General features: G+C 34.5%; 18 protein-coding genes. 6 read left to right on the top strand and 12 right to left on the bottom strand.

The annotated features are described in order from the left end of the window. Positions 1-64: 64 nt before the first annotated feature. The 7 genes from A8B35_RS13455 to A8B35_RS13485 form a co-directional block, all read right to left on the bottom strand. A complete protein-coding gene (locus A8B35_RS13455) occupies positions 65-1,891 on the bottom strand; it encodes a BatD family protein (protein WP_068473458.1) in 1,827 nt (608 codons plus the stop codon). Between the two features lie 68 nt (positions 1,892-1,959). Next, a complete protein-coding gene (locus A8B35_RS13460; RefSeq protein WP_068473461.1) occupies positions 1,960-2,688 on the bottom strand; it encodes a tetratricopeptide repeat protein in 729 nt (242 codons plus the stop codon). Further along, positions 2,688-3,725: a vWA domain-containing protein gene (locus A8B35_RS13465; RefSeq protein WP_068473463.1), complete on the bottom strand. Its 1,038-nt coding sequence runs from the start codon at positions 3,723-3,725 to the stop codon at positions 2,688-2,690. Before A8B35_RS13465 ends, A8B35_RS13460 begins: the two co-directional genes overlap by 1 nt. A 20-nt stretch (positions 3,726-3,745) precedes the next feature. Then, the gene (locus A8B35_RS13470) at positions 3,746-4,741 is read right to left on the bottom strand and encodes a vWA domain-containing protein (protein WP_222844155.1); all 996 of its coding nucleotides are present in this window, start codon (positions 4,739-4,741) and stop codon (positions 3,746-3,748) included. A gap of 32 nt (positions 4,742-4,773) precedes the next feature. Further along, positions 4,774-5,823 (bottom strand): hypothetical protein, encoded by a 1,050-nt coding sequence (locus A8B35_RS13475; protein ID WP_068473466.1) that lies wholly within the window; start codon positions 5,821-5,823, stop codon positions 4,774-4,776. After that, positions 5,823-6,689, bottom strand: coding sequence for a DUF58 domain-containing protein (locus tag A8B35_RS13480; RefSeq protein WP_068473468.1), 867 nt, complete (start codon positions 6,687-6,689; stop codon positions 5,823-5,825). Before A8B35_RS13480 ends, A8B35_RS13475 begins: the two co-directional genes overlap by 1 nt. A 182-nt stretch (positions 6,690-6,871) precedes the next feature. Then, positions 6,872-7,870, bottom strand: a complete 999-nt coding sequence (locus A8B35_RS13485; RefSeq protein WP_068473471.1) for an AAA family ATPase — start codon at positions 7,868-7,870, stop codon at positions 6,872-6,874. 367 nt (positions 7,871-8,237) lie between these two features. Here A8B35_RS13485 and A8B35_RS13490 point away from each other — a divergent pair, with 367 nt between their 5' ends. Then, positions 8,238-8,435, top strand: coding sequence for a (2Fe-2S)-binding protein (locus A8B35_RS13490; RefSeq protein WP_068473474.1), 198 nt, complete (start codon positions 8,238-8,240; stop codon positions 8,433-8,435). Positions 8,436-8,477: 42 nt separating this feature from the next. Here the strand turns inward: A8B35_RS13490 and A8B35_RS13495 are convergent, their stop codons facing one another. After that, positions 8,478-9,686, bottom strand: coding sequence for an S-adenosylmethionine:tRNA ribosyltransferase-isomerase (locus A8B35_RS13495; protein ID WP_068473476.1), 1,209 nt, complete (start codon positions 9,684-9,686; stop codon positions 8,478-8,480). A 140-nt stretch (positions 9,687-9,826) separates the two neighbouring features. Here A8B35_RS13495 and A8B35_RS13500 point away from each other — a divergent pair, with 140 nt between their 5' ends. Both A8B35_RS13500 and A8B35_RS13505 read left to right on the top strand, forming a co-directional pair. Next, the gene (locus A8B35_RS13500) at positions 9,827-10,831 is read left to right on the top strand and encodes a DUF2027 domain-containing protein (protein ID WP_068473479.1); all 1,005 of its coding nucleotides are present in this window, start codon (positions 9,827-9,829) and stop codon (positions 10,829-10,831) included. A 236-nt stretch (positions 10,832-11,067) separates the two neighbouring features. Further along, entirely contained in the window at positions 11,068-12,177 is a 1,110-nt protein-coding gene (locus tag A8B35_RS13505) for a hypothetical protein (RefSeq protein WP_222844156.1), read from the top strand. Positions 12,178-13,080: 903 nt separating this feature from the next. Here A8B35_RS13505 and A8B35_RS13510 read toward each other — a convergent pair. After that, a complete protein-coding gene (locus A8B35_RS13510) occupies positions 13,081-13,434 on the bottom strand; it encodes a response regulator (protein ID WP_068473484.1) in 354 nt (117 codons plus the stop codon). A gap of 599 nt (positions 13,435-14,033) precedes the next feature. Here A8B35_RS13510 and A8B35_RS13515 point away from each other — a divergent pair. Together A8B35_RS13515 and A8B35_RS13520 are read left to right on the top strand one after the other, a co-directional pair. Then, entirely contained in the window at positions 14,034-15,353 is a 1,320-nt protein-coding gene (locus tag A8B35_RS13515; protein WP_068473487.1) for an ammonium transporter, read from the top strand. Between the two features lie 47 nt (positions 15,354-15,400). Continuing rightward, positions 15,401-15,751: a P-II family nitrogen regulator gene (locus tag A8B35_RS13520; protein ID WP_068473490.1), complete on the top strand. Its 351-nt coding sequence runs from the start codon at positions 15,401-15,403 to the stop codon at positions 15,749-15,751. A gap of 282 nt (positions 15,752-16,033) precedes the next feature. On the opposite strand, the gene A8B35_RS13525 is transcribed toward A8B35_RS13520, so the two are convergent. Both A8B35_RS13525 and A8B35_RS13530 read right to left on the bottom strand, forming a co-directional pair. Next, the gene (locus A8B35_RS13525) at positions 16,034-16,432 is read right to left on the bottom strand and encodes an ArsC/Spx/MgsR family protein (RefSeq protein WP_068473493.1); all 399 of its coding nucleotides are present in this window, start codon (positions 16,430-16,432) and stop codon (positions 16,034-16,036) included. Between the two features lie 196 nt (positions 16,433-16,628). After that, positions 16,629-17,963, bottom strand: a complete 1,335-nt coding sequence (locus A8B35_RS13530; RefSeq protein ID WP_139314899.1) for a glycoside hydrolase family 1 protein — start codon at positions 17,961-17,963, stop codon at positions 16,629-16,631. Between the two features lie 143 nt (positions 17,964-18,106). Here A8B35_RS13530 and A8B35_RS13535 point away from each other — a divergent pair, with 143 nt between their 5' ends. Then, positions 18,107-18,808: a hypothetical protein gene (locus tag A8B35_RS13535; protein ID WP_068473499.1), complete on the top strand. Its 702-nt coding sequence runs from the start codon at positions 18,107-18,109 to the stop codon at positions 18,806-18,808. A gap of 6 nt (positions 18,809-18,814) precedes the next feature. On the opposite strand, the gene A8B35_RS13540 is transcribed toward A8B35_RS13535, so the two are convergent. After that, the gene (locus A8B35_RS13540; protein ID WP_068473502.1) at positions 18,815-20,020 is read right to left on the bottom strand and encodes a hypothetical protein; all 1,206 of its coding nucleotides are present in this window, start codon (positions 20,018-20,020) and stop codon (positions 18,815-18,817) included. Positions 20,021-20,107: the final 87 nt, after the last annotated feature.

Below are 20,107 nucleotides of genomic sequence, written 5' to 3' on the forward strand. Positions count from 1 at the left end.
CCAGTATGCTTCTGGAGTGCCTAATAATTTGCTCTGGCCATGCCAGCTTCATGTTTACCTCTTTTTACTTTTTAACCTGATCATCAATATTACTAATGGTAGAAATGGCTTTTTTATACAATTTGTCCATTTCCTGACTTTCTCCTGCTGAAGGAGAAAAACGTGCAAATTCGCAAGTATCTAGCACTTCAGTTAATTCTCCAATGGTTTCAGTTTTTACACCTTTTTCTGATAGGAGAGTGGCTGCCTTATCCTTGCTTAGTTCACTAACCGGTAAAAATAACTTATCGCTTAAGTAGGCATAATTTGCTTTTAATATCTCATCATAGAACGCCTCATTATTGCCTTCTTTCAAATATGCCGAAGCTTTTTTAAGTCTTTTGGTAGCCATTTTGTTGGCTTGCTTATTTTTCACTAGGTGAACATTCGCATTTTCGTGCATTCTTTTTCTGTTCAGCAGTAAAGCAATTATCAGCAATAAAATAGGAATGATATAACCTAAGATAAATGGTGTTGACCCGAATATAAAAGTTCCAACAGGCTTCAATACTGTTTTTCCTGTTTTTATATATCTAATGTCTTTTCCAACAAATTTTACATCTTCTCTATTAACACTTCCCGGTACGTAGCCACCGTTGTTATTATTGCTTCCGTTACTTTCTCCTTTTTCTACCTCAATTACTATTGGTTTCGAGGTAATGGTTTTGTAACTCTTAGCCGAAGGGTCGAAGTAAGTAAACTCAATAGGATCTATCGTAAACGTACCACCAAAGCGCGGAATAATGAGGTATTCATAGGTTTTACTACCTTTCATACCCGAAACGGTATTCCTAAGATTATTGCTTACCGTTGCATCAAAGCTATCAAAGTCGGTTGGTACCTTTAATTTCGGTGCCGACATTAATTTGTGATTCCCTGTTCCGCTTACTTCAACCTTAATGGTAATACCATCATCTACCTTTACTTGGTTTTGAGAGGTAGTAACCTTCATGTTAAATTTACCTACTGTGCCATTAAAATTAGCCGGCTTACCCGAAGGGTAAGGCTTTACATTAACTTTAATAGGTTTTGACTTAACACGTTTTTTAATAGTTCGGTAGCTTTCATTAAAGAAATCATCAAAGATACTGGTTGATCTTCGGTTCACTCTTTGCTTAATCAGGAATTCAATCTCCATAGGGTCAATTACTTGCTCCCCGGTTCGTTGTGCATAAAGAACTTTCTGCTCTAATACACCAACATTATACTGTTTGTTGTTGATGGTTTCGTAGTTCCACTCAATATTTCCGCTCTTTTCAATATCCTGAACAATAAAATTCCTGAAATCAGGATGCTTTATATCTGATATGTTATCAAGATTAATACGCGTATAAATCTTGGTAGTTAATACCAAAGGTTCGCCTTGGTAAATGCTCGATTTGTTATAGGCAACACGTATAAATAAGTCATCTTTAGAGAATCCGTTGCTCGATTGTCCACCATTTTGCTGCTCTTGTTTCTGTCTGGCACCTTCATCCTTTACTACTTCTATAGTAACAGCATTACTGGTATACTTTTTACCATCAACCGTAATTTTTGCTGGCTGAATAGTGTATTTACCAGGTTTGGTACCTTTTAGTATGTAGGTATATGTATACTGTTTACTTCGGGTAACCTTACCGTTCATTATTTGTGTGCTCGAGCTAGATGTAACACTAGGACCCATTAACACATTAAAATCATTTAATGGGGCAAGCATTAGGTCGCTACCTTCTTCATTAAGAGAGTACACCAGTTGGAATTTTTCTCCAACCAGTACAGCATTTCTGGCTTGTGCCGAAAATTCTACCTGAGCTATGGCAGAACTTGCACATATTAGAAACGTAAGTATGGTAAATAAGGTATTCTTCATTTTAGTTTTACTATTTGAGCGCAAAATTAGTACAATTAGTGACTTGTAATAACATTATTGGTATAACCCTACCAATTTTTCTCAATATTTACAGGAGCTGAATCTTCAATTTTCTGCATTTCTTCTTGTAACTGCTGTTCATCTTGATTTAATGATTCCAGTATACGCTGTGCATCTTCTTCTGAAATTTGATTTTCTTGTTGCTGCTGTTGTTGATCTTGGTTTTGCTGCTGATCCTGTTGGTCTTGCTCCTGATCTTGTTGATCTTGGTTTTGATCCTGATTCTGCTGGTCTTGTTGATCCTGCTGATCTTCTTGATCTTCATTTTCATCCTGATTCTCATCCTCGTTTTCCTGATCTTGCTTCATTTTCATGGCAGCAATGAGATTATAACGAGTTTCATTATCGGCAGGATTATTTCGTAGAGCCGTTTTGTACGATTCAATGGCATTATTCAGGTCAGGCTGTTGCTGAGCCATATATGAATTACCAATGTTGTGATGCAGCGCACCCTTTTGTTCTTTATTTAGTTTTTCAGTGTCGATACTTTGAAATTGCTTCAGTGCATCTTCATATTTCTTTTGCTGAAAATAAGAATCTCCCAAGTTGAACTCTGCTTCGAAAGAGCGTTCACCTTCGTCTAGTTTATCAAGTGCTTTTTTATACTCTATTTCCGATTCAATATAGTTTGAATCGTTATAGAAAGAAGTCCCGTTTCGTATGAATTTACGTTCCTTCTGAGCAGATAGAGTAGTACCTATGCCAATAAATAATACCGCAATTAATAGATATTTCATTATTTGTCCTCCTCCTCTTTAAATAGGTTTACGTTTTTCATGTATTTGTTCTTTCTTTCTAATACCACAAATTCTATTAAAATAAGAATTAGTGCAATTAGTGCCATGTATTGAAATTGGTGATCGAAATCAGTATAAATTTTCGATTCCATTTCACTTTTTTCTAGTTTAGATAGGTGACCAACTAAATCATTCATTCCCTTGCGAATGTTGTTGGCAGAGATAAATTCAGCTTCGCCGGCAGTAGCAATGTCAATAAGCATTTGCTCATCTAGTTTCGAAATTACCACATTACCATCTCTATCTTTCATAAAGTCGTTGCCGCCTTTACCAGTTGGTATAGGAGCACCCTTTGGCAATCCCATTCCTACCGTGTATACTTTTATTCCTTTAGCAACGGCAGCCTTGGCAGCACCTATAGCATCATCTTCGTGGTTTTCTCCATCTGTAATTACGATAATAGCTCTATTAATATCTTCTTGAGCACTGAAGGAGTTAGTTGCCAAATTAATAGCAGAACCAATTGAGGTACCTTGTGCTTTTATGATATCAGTATTAATAGATGAGATAAACATCTTTGCAGAAGCATAATCGCTGGTTATAGGTAGCTGTGTATAGGCTTTACCGGCAAATACAACTAACCCAACCTTATCGTTACTAAACTTATCAACCATTTGGTATATGGCACGTTTAGCTCTATCTAGTCTGCTTGGTTTAATGTCTTGTGCATTCATACTATTGGATACATCAAGCGCAATTATAACCTCAATTCCATTGCGTTTAACGGTTTCGGTTTTAGTACCAAACTGAGGATTAGCAATGGTAAATATTAATGCAGTTAGCACTAATAACATTACATAAAACTTAATGATTGGTCTGAATTTAGATACGCTAGGCATCAGTGTTTTTAGTAGCTCAGGGTTACCAAAACGTTTGAGGGCACTTTTTCGGCGTTGGCTAATCACTAAATTAATGAATGCCAATGCAGGAATTAGAACCAATAAATATAAATAGTCTGGATGTTCAAATCTAAACATAATTCGTCTTTAATATTGTGTTATGGTAAATTGCGCAATAAAGTACTCTTAATAAATACTTCTGCTATTACAAAAACTACAGCCAGAATAGCATATAGCAAAAACTCCTCAGAGCGCTTGGTGTATTCTTTTACTTCAATTTTTGTTTTCTCCATTTTATCAATCTCGGCATAGATGCTTTTTAGTCCATTTTTTGTAGTGGCTCTAAAATACTGACCGCCTGTAATGTTGGCAATCTCCGACATCATATTTTCGTCAATCTGAGTTTCTTGCTCAATGTATTGCGTTCCGTATGGTGTTTGCACCGGGAATTTAGCCATCCCTTTTGATCCTACACCAATAGTATAAACTCTGATGCCAAATGTTTTAGCAATTTCGGCAGCGGTTAAAGGGGCAACTTCTCCCATGTTGTTTTCACCATCGGTAAGTAATATAATTACCTTCGATTTTGCATCACTATCTTTTATACGACTAACAGCAGTAGCCAAACCCGATCCAATGGCAGTACCATCTTTAGGTAGCATACCCGTTCGCATATCCCTAATTAAATTTACTAGTGTTGCTTTATCAGTAGTAAGTGGACACTGGGTAAAGCTTTCACCTGCAAATATTACTAGGCCTATTTTATCGTTTTCGCGTGCCGATACAAACTGAACAGCAACATCTTTTGATGCTTCCATACGGTTTGGTTTAAAATCTAGTGCCTCCATACTACCCGAAATATCCATTGTAATTACAATATCAATTCCTTCAGTAGTTACATTTTGAGTGCTGTTGCTCGATTGTGGTCTTGCCAAAACAAATACAATCATAACAATGGCAAACGAACGCAAAACTATTGGCAAATGACGCAGATAAACTCGTAATGTAGTGGGTGCTTTTGAAAATCCTTTCAGCGTTGATATTTGCAATGAAGCTTGTGCTTTATTGTGTTTTAGCACATACCAAGTTATCATTGGTATAAGTACCAATAGCAAATAAAAAAACTGAGGATGTAAAAAAGTTATATTGTTCATATTGATAATCTATCAAAATAAATACTAAATGCTTATTCTTCTGTTTTAACAGGAATAGTTTCGTCAGCTTCAGTTTCTTCCTTTTCAGAAGTTTCTACAACTGCACGTTTTGTTTTATCCACAAAGGCGTAAGCATTTTTAATACTTCTATTATTTTCTTCGGGAAGAGGATTGAACTTCGCAAATTTAACCAAGTCAGCAAGTTTAAGTACTTGGTCAATCTCGGCCATAGAACCCTTATCAATTTCGCCTACCGACTTTAATGTGTCTAATATTTCATCAGAGGTTTGCTCCATTGCGGTAACATTAAAGCGATGCTCAAGATAAGTTCTTAATGTATCTGTAATATCTGTGTAATATTCTTTCTCTCTATTTTTCTCCCAAAGTTTTGATTCCTGAATTCTATCTAACTCTCGCATTGCAATAATGTGCGCAGGCTCAAGAGGAACAACCTTTTCTGCAGGTTTCTCCTTTTTAGATATTAGGTGCCCGTACTTAGAGTATAGGAATATTAACAAGCCAATTAGCAATATACCTATACCAGTATATGTAAGAATATCTTGAATCTCACTTAGCTTAAAGGGTGTATTGATTGGATCTTTTATGCCTGTGATTCCATCTTCAGGATTTACTACCGGAAATGGATTGACCACCATTAAGCTTAAGGAATTGGATTTTGCAATTTCTTTAGATTCGGCTCCGATTAATTCTAATTCAATTGGAGGGATGTAATGTAGGCCACTATCGAATGAGGTAATTCTGAATAACTGAGAAAGTACAATTCTATCATTAGCTTTTGTGGTATCTACCTGTCCTCGTTCAACTATTTCAATATTTGAGGTTATGGTATCAGCGGCAAATGCTGGCCAAGAAATTGTGGCATCAACAGGCTGGCTCACTTCAAGCTTTAAATCTATCTGTCCACCAATAAAAATTAATGTAGAATCGAGCGTGGCAGAAGCTTTAACTCCCTGCGCAAAGCCATTGTGTGCAAATAAGCTTAAAGCAAATAAGCATATAAACGCAAAGTGGTGCTTTAAGCGCTGTATGTTTTTGTGTGTTGGTTTTAAACTTTTAGGCATTACATACGTGTTTTAAATAAATACATTAAGGCCTTCACATAATCTTCGTCGGTACGAATAGAAGTAGCATCAACGCCTGATTTACTGAATAGGTCTTTGGTGTATTCATCATTTTCATTCCACCATTTTTTATACGAGTCGCGTACCTTTTTACTAGATGTATCAATCCATGAATATTCTCCAGACTCTGCATCTTTAAGTTTTACCAATCCAATAGATGGCATTTCGGTTTCTCTTTCGTCGTATATCTTAAGGGCCACTAAATCGTGCTTTTGATTGGCTATTTTAAGTGGCTGTTCAAATCCTTCATCTAAGAAATCGGAAATAACAAACGTGGTACAGCGCTTTTTAATGGCATTGGTTAAGTAACGAAGTGCCATGCCAATATCAGTGGTTTTGTTATCCGGCTCAAAAGAAATAAGCTCCCTAATAATATGTAGTATGTGTTTACGTCCTTTTTGAGGAGAAATAAACTTTTCAATTTTATCAGAGAAGAAGATTACGCCAATCTTATCATTATTCTGAATGGCAGAAAACGATAGTACAGCTGCAATTTCTGTAATTATATTCTTTTTAAAAGCGAATGAAGAACCAAAATCTCGCGAGCCTGAAACATCAATCATTAACATTACAGTTAACTCACGTTCTTCTTCAAAAACCTTAATAAAAGGGGAGTTAAAACGAGCGGTAACATTCCAATCGATGCTTCTTACATCATCGCCATATTGGTATTCGCGCACCTCGCTAAAAGTCATACCCCTGCCTTTAAAAGCTGAATGGTATTCTCCTGCAAAGATGTTTGAAGAAAGCCCCCTAGTTTTAATTTCTATTTTACGTACCCGCTTTAATAATTCAGTAGTATCCATATTCAATAAGTTTCATTTTTCAAGATTATAGTTTCAGAATTGCACCAAGATTAAGAGTGCTTTCATCGACTTGAAGAAACTTTAATAATTAGCAGCCTTCTCTACTAAATAAGAGAAAGCTGATTACATATTAATAAGCTAATTGCCAAAAACTAATTCTGCCAGATGCAGTTTAGTTTTGACTATGGTACCTCAACAGTATTTAAAATGTCGTTGATAATTTCTACTGATGTTACGTTGTTTGCCTCTGCCTCGTATGATAAACCAATACGGTGACGTAATACATCGATACAAACCGCTCTAACATCCTCTGGAATTACATAACCTCTGCGTTTGATAAATGCATAAGCCTTAGCAGCCATTGACAGACTGATACTTGCACGAGGAGAACACCCTGTAGATATCATATCTTTATATTTTTCTAAACCTTTGTAATCATCCGGGAAACGAGTGGCAAATACAATATCTACAATGTATTTTTCAATCTTCTCATCCATGTACACATCTTTAACTACAGTACGTGCTCTGATAATATCATCAGGCTTAAGAATAGTTGATGCTTTTGGGAATGATTGCGCTAAGTTGTGACGAATAATCATTTGCTCCTCTTGTTTTTGAGGATAGTCAATTACAAGCTTTAGCATAAAACGATCGACCTGTGCTTCAGGAAGCGGGTAGGTACCTTCTTGCTCAATCGGGTTTTGCGTTGCCATTACTAAGAATGGTTTGTCTAATTTGTAAGTGGTGTCGCCAATTGTAACCTGACGCTCTTGCATGGCCTCAAGTAAAGCACTTTGTACTTTTGCAGGAGCACGGTTAATCTCATCGGCTAATACGAAGTTTGTAAAAATAGGTCCCTTTTTAATTACAAACTCCTCCTTTTTTTGGCTATAAATCATGGTACCCAATAAATCGGCAGGTAATAAATCAGGAGTAAATTGGATACGACTAAAATCAGCATCAACAATTGTAGCCAGTGTGTTAATGGCTAAAGTTTTTGCCAAACCAGGTAAACCTTCAAGTAGGATATGACCATCACTTAAAAGCCCTACTAATAATCCTTCGATAAGGTGTTTTTGACCTACGATTACTTTGTTCATTTCAATGGTTAGTAAATCCACAAACGAACTTTCATTTTTTATTCTCTCGTTTAATTCTCTTATATCAACTGATTGCTCCATGAGACGATTGATTTATATGTATTTTTTATAATTTCTATTTAAGGTTTCCAAAAATAGTCCTTTACATTTCTTGATTGGGTTAGTGATTGTTAAAAAAAGTTAATAGTGTATGCGAGTATCCCGTAGTTCGTCTATTTTAACACTTCGTTAACTTTTTGTTTTAACTTTTTTAAGGAATGTGAGGAGGTGCAAAATAAGCTTGTTTTTAAGCGTGGTATTGATTTAGATACAGGCTTGATTGCTTAATCAAATTACTGTAAGATTTGTATTAATTAATCATACTTTTGAACCATTTATTATTTTCGTAGTTTCAATGAAAAGTAGCTATACTTGCACTTATTAAAAATGGGATATAAAAACTTTAAATATGTTAGAAGATAATGATTTTGCATGCCGACACATGCTAAAGAAAAAAAAGGACGTAGTAAAAATTATACAGGATAATAACTTTACTACAATGGATGAAATACAAGACGAAACAAATATTGCAACAATTTGCGGTAGCTGTTTTTCTGATATTGAAGAAATATTAGAAGAGGAAATTGCAAAAAGAGAAAATAAATAGAGTACGTAAGGGGCTTAGTTACTAAAAACTAAGTCCTTTTTTTTATTTTGTTCGGTGTAACAGAGAGCTATCTCCATAGCTTAGAAAGCGGAAATCATTGCTTAAAGCATAATCATAAATTTTCTTCCAGTTATCACCTCCAGTAAATGCCGATATTAGTAATAATAATGTACTAGTTGGCTGATGGAAATTTGTAATTAAACGATCTACAATTTTAAACTGATAGCCAGGAGCAATCATAATACCTGTATGACTTTCAATTCTTACTCTCTCATTTGTTTCAAGATGTTCTTTTAGCTTGTTCAGCGCATCCGAAAAACTATAATGCTGTGGTAATTCATAAGCATCCCATTGTTTAATGTAAAACTCATTACTACCCTCTAAAAGTTTAACCCCTAACCAATACAAACTTTCTAAGGTTCTTACCGTAGTTGTGCCAGTACTTGTAATGTTACCTTCGTGATTTAGTAGGTTGTTAATGGTATCAAGCTCTACAAAAAAATGCTCAATGTGCATTTCATGGTCGGCAACATTATCTGTTTTAACAGGTTTAAAAGTCCCTGCACCAACATGCAAAGTAACGTACGATAAATCAATTTCTTTATCACTGAGATTTTCTAATATTTCAGGCGTAAAATGCAGGCCAGCAGTGGGTGCAGCCACAGAACCTTTGTGGTTTGAATACACGGTTTGATAACGTGTGCTATCAATTTCTTCTGATTCTCTATTTAAGTATGGAGGAATCGGAATTTTACCAATGGCTTCAATTAAATCGCTAAATAAAACGTTTTTATCCCAGTTAAACTGGATGATTTGAGAATCAAAACCAGCTGATATTCTATTTATTTGTAAGGTAACATCTTCACCATTAATTTCAATTTTCTTTTCAAGTGGGCCTGTTTTCCATTTTTTAGAATTACCCACAATACATTTCCAAGTACAGGTATCTGTAGTCTGAAAAATAAGATTGATATCAACGGGTTCAATAGGCTCTAAACAAAACACTTCAATGTTAGCACCCGTAACTTTCTGAAAAGGTAAACGTGCCTGTATTACCTTAGTATTATTAAAAGTAAGCAGACTGTTATTGGGTAGTTCGTTTACAATATCAGAAAATTTTAATTCTTGGATGTTACCACCATTAAATACCAAAAGTTTCGAATCGGATCTGTTATCTAAAGGATATTTAGCAATTCGTTCGTCGGGCAAATTATAGGTGTATTCTGCTATTGAAATATCTGGTCTACTCATTTATCTTTTATTAATACAGGAATATCTGCTGTAAATCGGATGCAAAAATAATTAACTTTGGCAGAATAATACGATTTGTAATTATCTAAAATGAGTGAAATGCAAATCAGTTTGTTCAGATAAATAAAGTTGAAAAAGATATGAAATTAAATATAGGAGATAAAGTCCGCTTTTTAAACGAAGTGGGTGGAGGTAAAGTAAGCCGCATTGAAGGTAAGGATATGGTTTACGTTTTGGATGATGATGGTTTTGAAGTGCCTGCTTTAATGACTGAGGTAGTATTAGTGGAGCGTAAAACAGCAGATACTTCTAGTGCAAACTCAAAGCAAGAGCTTGTAGAACAAGATTCTTTTGATTACGAGGAATCGGAAACCGACGATGAACCAAAAATGTTATTGGCATTAGTTCAGGATGTAAATATTGGAGGCAATGTTAACATGTATTATATAAATGATAGCAATTACTTTGCCTTTTACACCATCTCAAAAATTAATAAAGATGTGATGTCGCCATTATATAATGGTACTCTAGAACCAAATACCAAAGTTACCTTAGATACTTTAGCCATTAATTATATTGATGATAGTAGTTTTCAGGTTCAAGTAATTTTCTATAAAAAAGATAAAGATTACACACCGATAGAACCTATTATTGAAAAAGTCAGTTTTTCAGGAGCTAAGTTGATGAAAGATGCATCGTATGTTGAAAATGATTATTTAAATGATAAAGCCGTTTTAGTACACTTGTTAAAAGATAGTTTCTCGAAAAAGCTTGAGGAATTAACCGATAAGGATATTAAAAAGGCGATGAAAGAAAAAGCACCTGCTGCTCCTAAAAAATCAAATGTAAAGCGAAGAGATGATAAAGAAATTTTAGAGGTTGATTTGCACATTCATGAGTTGCTCGATATTACCACTGGCCTATCAAACAGAGATATGCTAGATGTGCAGCTAAAAAAGTTTCATGAGGTAATGGCAGCCAACGAGAAGAATAAAAAACGAAAAATTGTTTTTATACATGGGGTTGGTAATGGAACCTTGAAAACAGAGATTAGAAAATCTTTAGACCGCAAATACAAGTGGCACGATTACCAAGATGCTTCTTTCCAAGAGTACGGATGGGGCGCCACTATGGTAATTATATAATTGGCTGAGAATTTAAAATAGAAACCTTGTAGTAGTAAAATATTACAAGGTTTTTTTATGATAACCTTATGAAGAAATAAATGATCAATATATAAACCTTATGTTTTATTGAGGTTATTAATTATCTTGGTCGAACAAAGGATAAAATCCTTATAAGTTGTACCCAAGCGATAGAGTTTAACACTCATATTAAGGGTAAATAAAGAAACATTAGTGTAAATTACATGCGAATATTTATGACTAACCTCATGAGGTTCTTTAAGATGAAAGTAATAATTCAACTTTTTATTGTGTTTTGTTTTAGTATAACAGATTCACTAGCACAGGTTGTTAAATTGGGAAATTTAGATGTTAATGTAAATGAAATACCTCTCAATAGACCTTTACATATCAAGGATCTATCAGCATCGGAAAAAGATGGAATCGAAAATATTGCAGTATTTAAATCTGATAATAAAAAGTATTTTACTAAAGCAATAAATTCTTATGAGGCTGGTGAAGGAGTAGGATACGACAATTTTGATGAAAAAAGTCTTCTCGAGTTATATGATATTGAAGGTAACCTGGTTTGGAAGAAAGAGTTAGATAAGTTTGTATCTTATTGTAAAATTTCAGATGATGGAAAGTTTTGTCATGTAATACTTTCGGAAACTGACCATATGGAAATGGATGTAATTCAGTTTCTGTTATCGTTAGATGAATCAGGGAATAAAATTCACTATGAAGAAAGAGTTGGCCAAGTATATCCGAACGCAGATAAAAGTATTATCTATTATTTAAAAATAATAGATAATAATAGATATTTGACATGTAAGGACTTTAATACAAATGGTTCATGGAAACAACAAGTTTGTGATAACTGTAGCATTGGGGCTGTTTCAGGTCGAGGAAATAATGTTTCAATTTGTTCTTCAACTTCTGGTATATATTCTTTTAATAGAAATTGTGAATTGATTTGGCGCGATACATCTTTAATTGGAGGTCAAGCAAGTTTGTCACCCGAAGGAGATTATTTGTTAAAAGGCTTTGATCTATACAATAATAACAATGGAGAACTTTTGTTTTCTCTAAAAGAAAGTATATTTAACGCAAATAGGGTTGATTATATAGATGGTTGTTTCGTTAAAAATGGAGGTAATAAGATTGTTGTTGTTGGTTGGTGTGGATCACGTCAGAATCGAATTAAGACTATAAGTATATTTGAGATTAATGGAACTCTTATTAGAAATTTAAGCTTTGATGAAAAATTTAAAGCGTTTTTTATAGATTGTGTTGATAATGGAAATAGCACCTTTGATTTGTATTTGTATAATAAATTTATAAAAAGGATACATTACAAAGAATAGAAACGCCAGTGCAACAATGACTCATACGCACTATGCCTGCCGCAGGCGCAACACAAGTCAACGCTTCATACTACCGACGTTGTATCGATAAAAGAGGCCTACATCGTGTGTTAAGTTACTATAATATCAATGCGCATAACACACTTTAATCCAACAAAAAAAGGGTGAATCAACAATAACACTTTTACATTTTAATCAATCAAATATTACCAAATGCATAATTTTGTAATGTTTATTTGTTGTAAAATTTCCTTTGCCGATTTTCGGCAAGGCGGTAAAAAACTAAAATATAGCCTGCCGAAAATCTTAATCGTCTTATTTCAGTTAAATAGAGCTGCACTTTTTTCGGCAAGCTATATTTTTGTCATTTTGTTCTGATTAAGAAAATCGGCAAGCTGCATTTGTAGTTCTATAATCCAAGTTTTTGAATTTGTGTTTTCGTACAGAAAACTGAGTATGAAGGGTGGGGGCGAATTGGTATTTTATACGTAAGCCCCTTGGTGGGTCGCTCGCTGGTTATGCCTTTTGTTCTGTTGTAAATATAAGCCAATAATACATATCGGGTTAATGGTAAATGGAAGGTGGCTAGCATGTTAAAGATTTTATTTGGCTTGTTTTTTAATTCAATACCGAAGATAATTAAGAGATGATATATCTCATAAAAAATATGCTGTGTATTGATGTATGTGGTATTTTGTGTGACAAAAGGGGTGAACAGAAGGATTAAAGGCGTGTGACAGTGGTGTTTGTTATGTGTGGGGCTTTTGGTATTAAAGAAATACTTAATTAAATGTAAAGTACTGCTTTTGCAAGCACAGCTTGCATAATTGTTTTGCACATGTAGAGTGTGCTATAATCTATGAGTATGGATACGTCGCTACTGTGGTAATTATACAATCCGTATCATATATACTCATTAACAATATTTTTCAGGTCGTTAGCCCGTATTGGTTTATTAATAAATTGTTTGGCTCCTAGAATAAAACAGGATTCGCGTATGGTGGTACTTTCGTCACCAGAAAGCATCACAACAGGGGTTTCTATCCACTCAGCTTTCATTTCCTTTAATATATCTAATCCGTCAATTTCAGGAATGTGAACATCCATTAATATTAAATGCGGATGATGCTTAATAATTATATCCCATGCCTCTCTGCCATTTTCTGCTTCAAGTACTTCTATATTAAATTTCGATAAAACTTTACTCATTGCTACTCTTGAATCCATAGCATCTTCAACAATTAATACCTTTTTCATAAGTCGATTTATTAAAAAGTTAATCTATAAGGTAGGTTAAAGATTTTTGCTAGCTTATCATCTATCTATATGTTAATATATAGGCTTATCTCCATGTTTAAATTAGTCTTTATAAATTAAAAGCCTTTATTTTTTACATAAGATGATCTATTTTATTGGTGAGTAAGTGTTTCTATGGTTCTATAATAGTTAGAATTGCCTAAGGATGGATGGTTTAGGGCTTAGGTAGAAGTGGAAACATATAACTAATATTTTCTAATTCTTTATTGATTTTATCATTGATGCTGCACCAGAATGGGGGGGTAAACACTTATTATGGTATTATTTTGCAAATCTAATAGTCAGAATTTATCTCATAGAGATGGATTATGATTCCATATTCATAAATGATTTAGCTAAGCGTATCCTAAAAACAATTATAATTTTATTTAAGGGTGTTTTTTTGGTAGTCATGCTTAGTGTATTTTATTAATATTATTTCGATATGTTCTAAATAAAGGGGGTTCTACTTTCAAAAAGTAATAAAATTTGCACGTTAACTGTAAAAATTATAAGTTTGTCGCCGAGAAATGAAAATTACCACCTATTAATTGAATTTTATGAAGCGAATACTTCTTATGGCAACAATGTTGCTTGGATTTTTTATGACTGGAATGGCCAATGATGGCTCGCAAGTTGATACCGGCGCTACAGCTTGGATGATCACATCAACCGCATTGGTATTACTAATGATTCCGGGATTAGCCATGTTCTATGGCGGTTTAGTTAGATCAAAAAACGTATTGGGAACAATGATGCACAGTTTCGCAGCTATGGGCGTTATGAGTGTACTTTGGGTGATCTTTGGTTACTCAATGAGTTTTGGAGAAAGTGTACTAGGAGGCTGGTGTGGCTGGAATAGTGATTTCGTGTTTTTAAAAGGTATTGACACTACAGTAACCGACGGTGTACCTGATTTAGTTTTCTCTATGTTTCAAGGTAAGTTTGCCATTATAACTCCGGCTTTAATTGCAGGTGCTTTTGCTGAGCGCGTTCAATTTAAAGGCTATTTAGTATTTATAGCAATATGGGGTATTTTAGTATATAATCCACTATGTCACTGGGTTTGGGCCGAAGATGGTTTCTTACACCATTGGGGTGCTGCGGGAGCTATTGACTTTGCAGGAGGTACAGTTGTACATATTTCTGCGGGTATTAGTGGTTTGGTTGCGGCTATTTATTTAGGAGCACGTAGAGGGTATCCTCAGCGTCAGCTACGTCCGAATAACTTAGTAATGACAATGATGGGAGTTGGTTTACTTTGGGTAGGCTGGTTTGGTTTTAATGCCGGAAGTAGTGTTTCTAGTGGTATTGAAACAGCACAAGCTTTAACTGCAACACAAGTTGCTGGTGCAGCCGGAGCGTTAATGTGGGTGATTGTTGAGTTATTACACCATGGAAAAGCAACTGCATTAGGTTTTGCATCGGGTGTATTAGCTGGTTTAGTAGCTGTTACCCCTGCGGCTGGTGTTGTACAAACTACCGGAGCAATGGCCTTAGGTGCTATTTCTACTATAGTTTGTTACGGTGCACTTATAGTAAAAGATAAATTAGGATATGATGATTCATTAGATGCTTTTGGTATTCACGGTATGGGTGGTATTTTAGGAGCAGTTGTTTTATCATTCTTCATTAGAGATTCGTGGATGGCCGATGCAGCTGCTGCTTCAGTTACAGGTGAGTGGTCTGTTTGGGATCAGTTCGGAGTACAAGCAATTACTGTTGTTATTGCCATAGCATATTCAATTGTATTAACAATTGCAATTATTTGGTTCGTTGAAAAGGTATTTGGTTTGAAATCGACCGAAGAAGAGGAAATGATGGGATTAGATCATTCTTATCACGGAGAACGTGGTTATGGTATGATGAATCCAAATTAATTTTACATTAGTAGAAACCTTTAGCAACATTTCAAATTATTAGTATTATGAAATTAATTACAGCAATAATAAGAGAGTATCAGTTAGACCAAGTTAGAGAATCTTTAATAGCGGCTGGTATTACTAGAATTACGGTTACTCGTGTATCAGGACATGGTAACCAAATTAGAAAAGAAGTATATAGAGGTAAAGAAGTAGTGCCTAACTTAACGCCTAAAATGCGTGTTGAGGTTGCAGTAAACGAAGAGTACCTTGAAACAACAATAGATGCAATTATTAAGGCAGCTAAATCGCACAACGGTCACGAAGGTGAAGTAGGAGACGGAAAGATATTTGTAACACCCCTTGAGCAATGTATTCGTATCCGTACCGAAGAGCGAGGTAGCTCTGCAATATAGGACTTGTGTGAGTAAACAAGTTAATACCAAAGATTTTTAATCTAGACTCAAAAGCCATATACCTTTGCATTGCAGGGTGTGTGGCTTTTATCTTTTAACCCGCAATATGCAATAGGCTATCTATTACAAGCTGAAACTACTTTACAACAAGACGCTTCGCTTACTTTTTTCAACTCACCATAACGATGCTATGTCTCATTTCATAAAGTTATTGGTTTATTGCATTTTAAGCTTTTATATACAATATCCCATTGCATAATGCGGGTTTAAGCAAGTAATGGCTTAATCACATTTATTATTTTGTTGAGGGCAAACCAATAATTCAGAAGTATCAATGTTGTTAATTAACTTTTGCACTTTGGGGTGATCAAAACCACATACACGATGACCGTCAATAATCATTAGAGGTCGTCGAATTAATAATGGTTCTTTCAGCATTACCTCTATTGCACTTTCCTCATCAAAATCACTTGGTTTTATGTTACCGTTTTTTATACTTGGAGCTGTGCTATTAAACCATTTATTAATCGGTAAGTTGCCAAAAAAAGGACGCAAGCTTTCTTTTGTCCATTGCTCTGTAAGTAAAGATTTGGCTTCAACTTCAACATTGTGCTCAGCCAATAGCGCTTTTTGTTTGGTGTTATTAATACATCCTGGCTTTTCAAAAAATATAACTTTCATAGTAAATAAGAATTAGTAGAAATTAATTCCACAACCAATATAATGCCACCTCTTATTACTACATGGCTTACAATTTGTGTATGTCAATAATATCCTAGGTATGCTCTTGTTTTGATCTTTGAAGCAACCAGGTACTGTAATTATTAAGCTACATTTTTGTAAACTTTAAAGGCCAAAGTTACAATAATGTGTTGCATCATATTCTCAAGAATTTTCTGAACCATAGTCCGCTGTATTTTATAGTTCTTTTCTGAGTTTCAAAATTGTTATGTACCAAACCAAACCTTGGCTCAAAACCTTCTCTCCACTCAAAGTTATCTATCAAGGTCCATATAAAGTAGCCTGTAATATTAATGCCTTTCTTTTTGCATTTTAAAATTTCTTTGAGCATTCTTCTGTGGTATCGTAGTCTTTTTATATCGTATATTTTTCCGTTTGTTAAATGGTCATCGTAACAAACACCACTTTCTGTAATAATTATATTTTTTATTCCGTCGTATTGATTGTAAAACTGTAATACTTTAGAAAGGCCCTGAGGGTATACCTCTAATCCCATTGTGTTTAAATTGCGAGTGCGTTTTTTAGGTTCAATTTCACTGGCGAATAAAACAGGTGGAAATAGACTAAATTTAGTAACCACTCTGAAATAATATTGAATTCCAATAAAGTCAAAATCGAATTTTAACCTTTCGAGGTCGCCATCTTTAAAATAGCGATTGATCATATTTAACCCGGGCATTACATCAGTAGGGTATCCTAACCCTAGAGTAGGTTCTAGGTAAAATCGATTCAACATAACCTCAACGCGTTGAGCCGATTTTTTATTAAGTCTGCTTTTATTTATTGGCTTAACATACGAGCACGAGAAAGCTGTACCTATTATTGCATTTTTTACGTTTTTTCTTATTATTCGTGCCCCATCAGCATTACAAAGAGCTGTGTGGTGCGCTGCTTTTAAAAAGTTAGAGATGCCTGTTTTTCCTGGTGCATGGTAGCCCATAAAATAACCAAGACCAGTAAAACTCATGGGTTCATTAAGTACAATCCAATGCTTAACTTTTTCGCCGTACTCATTACTGCAGAAGTTCGCATATTCGCTAAACCAATTAATAATTGATCGAGTAGTCCATCCTCCAAGTTCTTCTAATTTCTTGGGTAAATCCCAATGGTATAATGTAATCCATGGCTCCAGATTATTCTCAATGCAGCAATCAATCACCTTATGGTAAAACTTTACACCTTCAGGGTTTATTTCGCCTTTACCATTAGGAAATATCCTTGTCCATGAGAGTGAAAAACGAAAAGTATTCAGATTTAGTGAACTAGCTATCCTGATGTCTTTTTCATAGTCTTTATAAAAATTACTAGCATTATTTATTGCATCGTTATTTTTAATGTTCTTCGCGTCACTTGTAAAATCATCCCAAATAGATTGGCCTTTATTATCCGAGTTAGCCCAGCCCTCGTTTTGGAATGCGCATATGGTAGTGCCCCATTTAAAATTAGATCCAAACTTTTCTTTATTTAACATTAATTGCCTATTCAATAATTTGCCCAATTATACATGAGTAGTATAAACTGAGTATTATATTAAAGTTACAGAATAGAAAAATAATTGTAGGTTTCGCTGTTTTGTTTAAATTCGCAAGTAAAATATACCTAAAACGATTACTGATGAGATTACTGCTATTTATCGCAATAATTGCGATTCCTTTTGTAAGCCAAGCACAAACAAATGTATACGGAACAACTAGTATTGAATTGATATTTTCAAGTGCGGATGTAAATATGGATATTGGGGGAGAAGATATTGATGTTCGAAGCCCAATGCGTTTTACAGCGTGGTTTCATTACGCACAATATTTAAATTTTGATTTCACCAATAATATTGGTCTGTATACAGGAGGAGCAATTAGAAATGTTGGATTTATAACCAATGATGCTGATTATGATATTGAAAAACGAGTTCATCGTTCATACAGTTTGGGTGTACCTTTGGCAATTAAATTAGGGGTTTTTGATAAGCGATTTTTTATTTATGGTGGTGCAGAATATGAGTGGATGTTTCACTATAAAGAGAAGTATTGGGAAGCCGGCCAAAAATATAAAACCTCAGAGTGGTTTAGTGATAAAGTAAATACTTTTGTGCCTTCGGTTTTTGTTGGTATACAGTTACCAAAGGGGGCAAATTTACAGTTTAAGTATTATTTAGAAGACTTTTTAAATAGCGACTATAATAGAGGTTCTGTTGATTTTAGCAATTTTAATAAAACCAGAATGTTTTATGTATCCTTAGGATTTCAGCTAAGAACCATTCATTTTAAAAAGGTATTTGAAGAGGATATTTATAGAGGCCAAGTTCAGGCAATGCGATAAGTGTTGTTATTCAAAAACCTCAAGCCAGGCTCCAAACATTGCATTATCAGCAGGAGGAGTTAGAGCTTTAAAGCCTGAAGATATTTTTCCGCCACTTATTTTAAGTGGCTTTTTTTTGCTCTCACTTCTAGTAAACTCATTCCATTCACCTGCCTTAAATGAGTCAATTTTCCATTCTCCTTTGCTATTAGGTGCCACATAATTGGGGAGCATAATGTTCACATTCCCCATATTATACCTCCAATTGATATCAAGACAAGGGTGAATCTTTAATTGCTTGTTTTCACCTCTATAAATAATGCCATCTACCCCTAAGTACCCTTCGTAATGTTTATTTGGGCTGATGCTCGAAATGGCTTGAATTAAAGCTCCTGATGTTTCTTGAATAACCTCTTCATTAAAGAAGTTGCTGATTTCATTCTCCTTATGAGGCCAGTTAATAATGCCTCCTGTAAAGTGACCTTTATAATCATTGTTAAAATGTGAAATGCCTAAAAAATCAATTTCCCTATTTTTATTAAGTTTAAGTTGGTATGAAAAATCCTTAACCTTATTTAGCAACGGTTCTATACAAACAAAACCTTGTTGTTTTATTGCTCCAGATACCCATTCTAAATTTAAGGGTCTGTTATTTTGTAAGTCCACAATGTGTATACCTCTTCCACTTGAGCTCCAGGGCATTTTTATTACTGCTTTCTTATTGATAGTAAGCCATTCTTTAACCTTTTCAATTGAATTTAGACTTATTGCTGGTTTCGATATTTTAATAGATGAATTATTAATGTTGTTAAAAATATATTTCTGAACCTTATTGCACGATTCTCGGCTGAAGAAAAGTTTGTTAGTGTTATTCCATTTGTGGTTAGGAGATGTTTTAAACGCATCACTAGCTAAGAGTTTTAAGTTTCTTAGTAGGTGATGGCTGGCAGGATTCCAGCTCCATGGTTTCAGATAGTTTATGTCATCAGCCTTAAGAGCTTCTTTAATGCTTAAGTAATTTGTTTTTGGTAGACCAAGCGTTTGCCATTCCTTTAAAAATGAATCATAGGGTTTGTTATCACATAAAATTATATCATGGTCATTTGCAAAGTATGTAGGCATAAATGCTAAATCGCGTTCAAAAATTCGAAGCATTTTAGGGGCCATGTAACTATGATTGCCATTTGCAATAGCCATTTCTCCAGTAGGGTTGAATAAATATATGTCTGCCATCGATACTTGATCGTAATTAAATGAAGTGGCAAATGTAATAAATATGCTTGATGACTTTCGTTTTTTAAAGGGTATATGAATGTTACT

The sequence above is a fragment of the Saccharicrinis aurantiacus genome (assembly GCF_001660705.2).
GTDB classification, from domain to species: Bacteria; Bacteroidota; Bacteroidia; order Bacteroidales; family Marinilabiliaceae; genus Saccharicrinis; species Saccharicrinis aurantiacus.

Coding starts and splice junctions, on each gene's coding strand:
- A8B35_RS13525 (WP_068473493.1), bottom strand. CDS start 16,432: ATGAAAGTTATATTTTTTGAAAAGCCAGGATGTATTAATAACACCAAA.
- A8B35_RS13490 (WP_068473474.1), top strand. CDS start 8,238: ATGTTAGAAGATAATGATTTTGCATGCCGACACATGCTAAAGAAAAAA.
- A8B35_RS13515 (WP_068473487.1), top strand. CDS start 14,034: ATGAAGCGAATACTTCTTATGGCAACAATGTTGCTTGGATTTTTTATG.
- A8B35_RS13505 (WP_222844156.1), top strand. CDS start 11,068: ATGACTAACCTCATGAGGTTCTTTAAGATGAAAGTAATAATTCAACTT.
- A8B35_RS13475 (WP_068473466.1), bottom strand. CDS start 5,823: ATGCCTAAAAGTTTAAAACCAACACACAAAAACATACAGCGCTTAAAG.
- A8B35_RS13480 (WP_068473468.1), bottom strand. CDS start 6,689: ATGGATACTACTGAATTATTAAAGCGGGTACGTAAAATAGAAATTAAA.
- A8B35_RS13540 (WP_068473502.1), bottom strand. CDS start 20,020: ATGGCAGACATATATTTATTCAACCCTACTGGAGAAATGGCTATTGCA.
- A8B35_RS13455 (WP_068473458.1), bottom strand. CDS start 1,891: ATGAAGAATACCTTATTTACCATACTTACGTTTCTAATATGTGCAAGT.
- A8B35_RS13485 (WP_068473471.1), bottom strand. CDS start 7,870: ATGGAGCAATCAGTTGATATAAGAGAATTAAACGAGAGAATAAAAAAT.
- A8B35_RS13470 (WP_222844155.1), bottom strand. CDS start 4,741: ATGAACAATATAACTTTTTTACATCCTCAGTTTTTTTATTTGCTATTG.
- A8B35_RS13500 (WP_068473479.1), top strand. CDS start 9,827: ATGAAATTAAATATAGGAGATAAAGTCCGCTTTTTAAACGAAGTGGGT.
- A8B35_RS13520 (WP_068473490.1), top strand. CDS start 15,401: ATGAAATTAATTACAGCAATAATAAGAGAGTATCAGTTAGACCAAGTT.
- A8B35_RS13530 (WP_139314899.1), bottom strand. CDS start 17,963: ATGTTAAATAAAGAAAAGTTTGGATCTAATTTTAAATGGGGCACTACC.
- A8B35_RS13510 (WP_068473484.1), bottom strand. CDS start 13,434: ATGAAAAAGGTATTAATTGTTGAAGATGCTATGGATTCAAGAGTAGCA.
- A8B35_RS13495 (WP_068473476.1), bottom strand. CDS start 9,686: ATGAGTAGACCAGATATTTCAATAGCAGAATACACCTATAATTTGCCC.
- A8B35_RS13535 (WP_068473499.1), top strand. CDS start 18,107: ATGAGATTACTGCTATTTATCGCAATAATTGCGATTCCTTTTGTAAGC.
- A8B35_RS13465 (WP_068473463.1), bottom strand. CDS start 3,725: ATGTTTAGATTTGAACATCCAGACTATTTATATTTATTGGTTCTAATT.
- A8B35_RS13460 (WP_068473461.1), bottom strand. CDS start 2,688: ATGAAATATCTATTAATTGCGGTATTATTTATTGGCATAGGTACTACT.